General features: G+C 74.5%; 8 protein-coding genes. 3 read left to right on the forward strand and 5 right to left on the reverse strand.

Features of this window, described 5'->3' with window-relative positions:
* Positions 1 to 435: alpha/beta fold hydrolase (locus tag GTW08_RS22935; RefSeq protein WP_161152509.1), on the reverse strand; the 435-nt coding region annotated here is incomplete at its 3' end.
* Between the two features lie 135 nt (positions 436 to 570).
* Between GTW08_RS22935 and GTW08_RS22940 the strand changes: the two genes are divergently transcribed.
* Complete coding sequence (locus GTW08_RS22940) at positions 571 to 1,401, forward strand: serine hydrolase domain-containing protein (protein ID WP_073577902.1); 831 nt, start codon at positions 571 to 573, stop codon at positions 1,399 to 1,401.
* A 7-nt stretch (positions 1,402 to 1,408) separates the two neighbouring features.
* Here the strand turns inward: GTW08_RS22940 and GTW08_RS22945 are convergent, their stop codons facing one another.
* The 4 genes from GTW08_RS22945 to GTW08_RS22960 are packed head-to-tail and all read right to left on the reverse strand — an operon-like array spanning position 1,409 to position 3,892.
* The gene (locus GTW08_RS22945; RefSeq protein WP_161152510.1) at positions 1,409 to 1,657 is read right to left on the reverse strand and encodes a hypothetical protein; all 249 of its coding nucleotides are present in this window, start codon (positions 1,655 to 1,657) and stop codon (positions 1,409 to 1,411) included.
* Positions 1,654 to 1,878 (reverse strand): non-oxidative hydroxyarylic acid decarboxylases subunit D, encoded by a 225-nt coding sequence (locus GTW08_RS22950; protein WP_073577904.1) that lies wholly within the window; start codon positions 1,876 to 1,878, stop codon positions 1,654 to 1,656. The genes GTW08_RS22945 and GTW08_RS22950 overlap by 4 nt, the downstream gene beginning before the upstream one ends.
* Complete coding sequence (locus GTW08_RS22955; protein ID WP_073577905.1) at positions 1,878 to 3,311, reverse strand: non-oxidative hydroxyarylic acid decarboxylases subunit C; 1,434 nt, start codon at positions 3,309 to 3,311, stop codon at positions 1,878 to 1,880. Before GTW08_RS22955 ends, GTW08_RS22950 begins: the two co-directional genes overlap by 1 nt.
* Positions 3,311 to 3,892, reverse strand: a complete 582-nt coding sequence (locus GTW08_RS22960; protein WP_073577906.1) for a UbiX family flavin prenyltransferase — start codon at positions 3,890 to 3,892, stop codon at positions 3,311 to 3,313. Before GTW08_RS22960 ends, GTW08_RS22955 begins: the two co-directional genes overlap by 1 nt.
* Positions 3,893 to 3,951: 59 nt before the next feature.
* Between GTW08_RS22960 and GTW08_RS22965 the strand changes: the two genes are divergently transcribed.
* Together GTW08_RS22965 and GTW08_RS22970 are read left to right on the forward strand one after the other, a co-directional pair.
* Positions 3,952 to 4,407 carry a MarR family winged helix-turn-helix transcriptional regulator gene (locus tag GTW08_RS22965; RefSeq protein ID WP_073577907.1) on the forward strand — a complete coding sequence of 152 codons (456 nt, stop codon included), beginning with the start codon at positions 3,952 to 3,954 and terminating at the stop codon, positions 4,405 to 4,407.
* Between the two features lie 279 nt (positions 4,408 to 4,686).
* A partial coding sequence (locus tag GTW08_RS22970; protein ID WP_202417578.1) for a hypothetical protein occupies positions 4,687 to 4,965 on the forward strand: 279 nt, incomplete at its 3' end.

The raw sequence follows: 4,965 nt of genomic DNA on the forward strand, positions 1-4,965 counted from the left end.
CAGCGCGGCCATCAGCCGCAGCGCCCCGCCGAGGTCGTCGCGTGCGGCGAGCGCCTCGACCCGGTCCAGGGCCGCCTCGCGGTCGGCATCGCGGACGAGGCCGGGCAGCGGCGGCTCGTGCGCCACCAGCGTCGTGACCAGGTCCGGGTGGCGCACCGCGAGCAGCAGGCCGATCACCGCCCCGATGCTCACCCCCACGACGGCGGACGGTCCGGTGTCGGCCAGCAGCGCGGCGGCGTCGTCGGCGTGCGCGTTCAGCCCGACCGGGTCCGGCCCGGCCGGGCTGCGACCGACGCCGCGCCGGTCGTAGGTGCGGACCCGGTGGGTGACGGCGAGCTCGTCGACGAGCATCCGGGCCGCGCCGGCCTCGGCCACGCCGCCCTGGACCAGCAGCAGCGGCGGTCCCGATCCGGCCGTCTCGTGGTGCAGTGGCACGGTGCCCTCCCTCGCGGTGCGCGGCCGGATGCGGGACCCGGCGGACGCGGTACGGGCCCGATCATCGCCCGGGCGGCTGCGGTCCCGCCCGTTTGCCAGGATGGACGGCATGCGCACCCGACCGCACCTCCCGTCGTGACCGAGCTCGCCCCGGCGGTGCGCCGGGTCCTGGACTGGCCGGTCGACCACGTGGGCGCGGCCGTCGTCGCCGCCGACGGCACCGTGCTCGCCACCGCGGGCGCCACCGACCGCGAGTTCGGGCTGGCCTCGGTGACCAAGCTGCTCTCGGCCTACGCCGCCCTGGTCGCCGTGGAGGAGGGCGCCGTCGACTGGGACGACGCGGCCGGCCCGGAGGGCGCGACCGTGCGCCACCTGATCGCGCACACCTCGGGTCTGGCGTTCGACACCGACGACGTCCGTGCCGCCCCGGGTGAGCAGCGGATCTACTCGAACACCGGGTTCGCGGTGCTCGCCGGCGCCATCGCCGAGGCGACCGGCATCGGGTTCGCCGAGTACCTGCACGAGGCCGTCTGCGCCCCGCTCGGGATGACGCACACCCGGCTGGAGGGCTCGGCGGGCGCGGGCGCGGTGTCCACCGTCGACGACCTGGCCCGCTTCGCCGCCGAGCTGCAGGCCCCGCAGCTGCTGGACCCGCGCACCGTCGCCGAGGCGACGACCGTCGCCTACCCCGGGCTCGACGGCCTGCTCCCCGGCTACGGACGGCAGAAGCCGAACGACTGGGGCCTGGGCATGGAGATCCGCGACGGCAAGTCCCCGCACTGGACCGGGGAGCACTCGTCACCGCGGACCTTCGGCCACTTCGGGCAGTCCGGCACGTTCCTGTGGGTCGACCCGGACGTGCGCGCCGCCGCCGTCGTGCTGACCGACCGCGACTTCGGGCCGTGGGCGGTCCAGGCGTGGACGCCGTGGACGGACGGGGTGCTCGCGGCGCTCGCGACCGGCTGAGGACCGGTCAGGGGCCGACCCGGTCGAAGCCCCAGGAGTGCGGCGGCCGGGCCAGCAGCTCGCCGGGCGGCTCGGGCAGCGTCGTCCCGGCCGGCACCCCGACCGCGATGACGACGACCCGCCCGCCGTCGGCGACGAACAGCTCGTGGCGCTCGGCGCCGGCCAGCGCGACGACCGCCTGCTCGCGCACGTGGGCGAGGAGCTCGTCGCGCCGGCCGTCGGCGGCGCGGGCCTCCCACATCAGCGTCGGGGTCACGTCCGGCGCTCCGGGACGGTCGGCACGTCGACCGCGGCGGCCACGTCCTGCGCGGTGACCCGGAACCGGGCCGGGTAGTGCGCGGCGTCGCGGACGGCGGGCGGCTCGGTGTCGCGCCAGACGAACCCGCACGCGCCGCAGCGGTGCACGGTCCACACCCCGGGGACCGGGGAGGTCGCGAGCACGGCGGCGCCGTCGGTGGAGCAGCGGGGGCAGGTCATCAGCGGTTCTCCTTCCGGTCGCCGGCGACGAGCCGGCCGAGTCGCTCGACCCAGGCCGCGGTGTCGTCGGGCGGCACCACGCCCTGGGAGTAGTGCCCGCGGTCGTCCGGGGCGGTCGGGGTGGTGGCGTCGATGATCAGCTTGTGGGTGATCCCGGCCGGGTCGGACCCGGGGTCCAGCGGCAGCACCGGCATGTCGGGCAGGGTCACCAGGTCGTGCGCGGGGTGCATCTTGGTCGACAACGCCCACATGACCTGGGGCAGGTCGAACGGGTCCACGGTGTCGTCGACGCAGATCACGACCTTGCAGTAGCCGAGGCCGTGCGGGGTGGTCATGGTCCGCATCCCGACGGCCTTGGCGAAGCCCCCGTAGCGGTTGCGGACCGACACGATCGCGAGCAGCCCGTGGGTGTACATGGCGTTGACCGCGCGCACCTCGGGGAACTCGGCCTGCAGCTGCTTGAGCAGCGGGACGCAGGTGTTCGGCCCGATGAGGTAGTCGCACTCGGTCCACGGCATGCCGATGTAGAGGTGCTCGAAGTAGGGCGTGGTCCGGTAGGACACCCGGTCGATGCGGATCTGCGGCATCCGGCGGCCGCCCGAGTAGTGCCCGGTGAACTCGCCGAACGGGCCCTCGAAGTGCCGCTCGCGGCCCAGGACGACGCCCTCCAGCAGGATCTCGCAGCCCCACGGGACGTCGAGCCCGGTCTCCGGACCGGTGGCGATCGGGCAGGGCGAGCCGCGCAGGGCGCCCGCCATCTCGTACTCGCTGTCGGTGTAGGCGATCGGCATGCCCGCCACCAGCGGGATCGTCGGCTCGTTGCCGAGCGCGATCGCGACCGGCAGGTCCTCGCCGCGCTCCTCGGCGCGGCGCAGCTGCAGCGCGATGTCGTGCTGCGGGACGGGCTGCAGACCCAGCGTGCGCGGCCCCTGGACCTCCATCCGGTAGATGCCCAGGTTCTGCTTGCCGAAGGACTCCGGGTCGTCGGGGTCGCGGCTGACGACGGCGGCCTTGTCGATGTAGAAGCCGCCGTCGCCGGAGTTGATGCGGAACAGCGGCAGCAGCGCGAACAGGTCGACCGCCTCCGCGGCGACGGTGTTCTCCGCGAACGGCGGGTCGGCGCGCCGCTCGACCGGCACCGGGAAGGCGTCCCAGCGACGGCCGAACTCCTCGACCTGCTCGCGCACCGGGGTCTCCGGCGGCAGCCCGAGCGCGATCGCGTGGTTGGCCCAGGAGCCGTGCGCGTTGAGCACGATGTTCGGGTCGCGGAACCCGGCGACGTCGGTGAACAGCAGCGCGGGGGCGCGGTCGCCGAGCTTCGGGGCGGCGGCACCGGCGGCGCCGAGGTCGGGCTCGGCCTTCACCTCGTCGTCGATGCGCAGGAGCTGGCCGTGCCCCTCGAGCTCGGCCAGGTAGTCGCGGAAGGTGTCCATCAGGCGCTCCTCCTCTGACGCGCGGACCCGCCGGTCCAGCGGCGGGCCCGCGGGGCGGGCAGGTCGAACTGGTCGCAGATGCGGGCGACGACGTGGTCCACGACGTCGTCCACCGCGGCCGGGTGGTTGTAGAAGGCGGGCATCGGCGGGACGATCCGCACCCCGGCGCGGCGCAGGGCCAGCATGTTCTCGAGGTGGATCTCCGACAGCGGGGTCTCCCGCGGCACGAGGACCAGCCTCCGGTCCTCCTTGATCGTGACGTCCGCGGCGCGGGCGACGAGCCCGTCGGCGATGCCGTGCCGGATCTGCGCGAGGGTCTTCATCGAGCAGGGGACGACGACCATCCCGTCCGTCCGGAACGAGCCGGAGGAGATCGACGCGGCCTGGTCCCCGAACGGGTGGGCGGTCCCGGCCAGCGCCTCGACCTCGGGCACCGTCCAGCCGGTCTCCTCGACGATCGTCGCCCGCGCCCACTTCGAGAGCACGAGGTGCGTGTCGACCTCGGCGTCGCGCAGCGCCTCCAGCAGGCGGATCCCGAGGATCGCGCCGGTCGCGCCGGTGATTCCCACGACGAGTCGCACCGGACCACCTCCCAACTAGTTCGTATACTAACTGTTTGCATACGCACTATACTCGCGGCATGACCGATCGCAACCCGGGTGCCGACGAGGCGGTCGTCCACCTGCTCCGCCGGGTCCTGCAGTCCCACACCGCGACCTGGCAGCAGCGCGTCCCGCAGCTGACCAAGCCGCAGTACGCGATGCTCGACGCACTGCGCCGCCGTCCCGGGATCGACCAGGTCACGCTCGGATCGCTCGCCGCGACCGACAAGGGCACCACCACCGAGCTGCTGCGCCGGATGGAGCGCCACGGCTGGCTGAGTCGCACCCGCTCCGAGACCGACCAGCGACGACGGCTGGTCCACCTCACCGACGAGGGGGAACGCCTGGCCGCCGGGGCCGCGACCGAGGCCCGTGCGCTGGCCGCCGAGTTCCTCGCCCCGCTCGACGAGACCGAGCGGGCCCGGTTGCGCGACCTGCTGGCCCGGCTCGCCGAGACGGGGTCCGACGCCGTTCCCGAGAGGGACGGGAACTGAGCCGGAAACCGTCGCGTGGGGCGGGAATGATCCGGGACCCCCGCCCGTTGGAACGACTGTCCGAGCCGGGCGAACCGAGTCCCCGGGCCGCAATAGATAACCGCCGCCGTGGAATTCCGTTCGGCTGGAGCCGCGGTGCGCCACTCGCCGCGAGGCGACCGGCGTCCGGTTCGGACCCCATACCGCCGATTCCCGAAACCCATTCGACGACGCCTGCGAGGCCGGTCACCATGGTCGGCGCACGCCCGGTCCCGGGCGACCAGGCAGACTGAACGAACGATGTCCAGCGAACCCGTCCCGTCCTCGACCTCCGCGCAGCCGTCGTCGCACGACCGTCCGCGCCGCCCCCGCCGCCGTTCCGGTACCCGGGGCGACCACCGGCAGCGCGGCGGGACCTCCGGCACCCCGCAGGACACCGCCACCCAGCAGGACACCGTCATCCACCAGGACCAGACTCCATCGGACCTCGCCGCAGCGCAGGCCGCCCCCGGGACGGAGGGCGCCGCGCGCGGCGTCCCGGCCCGCGAGCAGCAGCGCCGCCGCACGTCGACGCAGCGC

Source organism: Pseudonocardia sp. SID8383, from assembly GCF_009864975.1.
Lineage (GTDB): Bacteria > Actinomycetota > Actinomycetes > Mycobacteriales > Pseudonocardiaceae > Pseudonocardia > Pseudonocardia alni.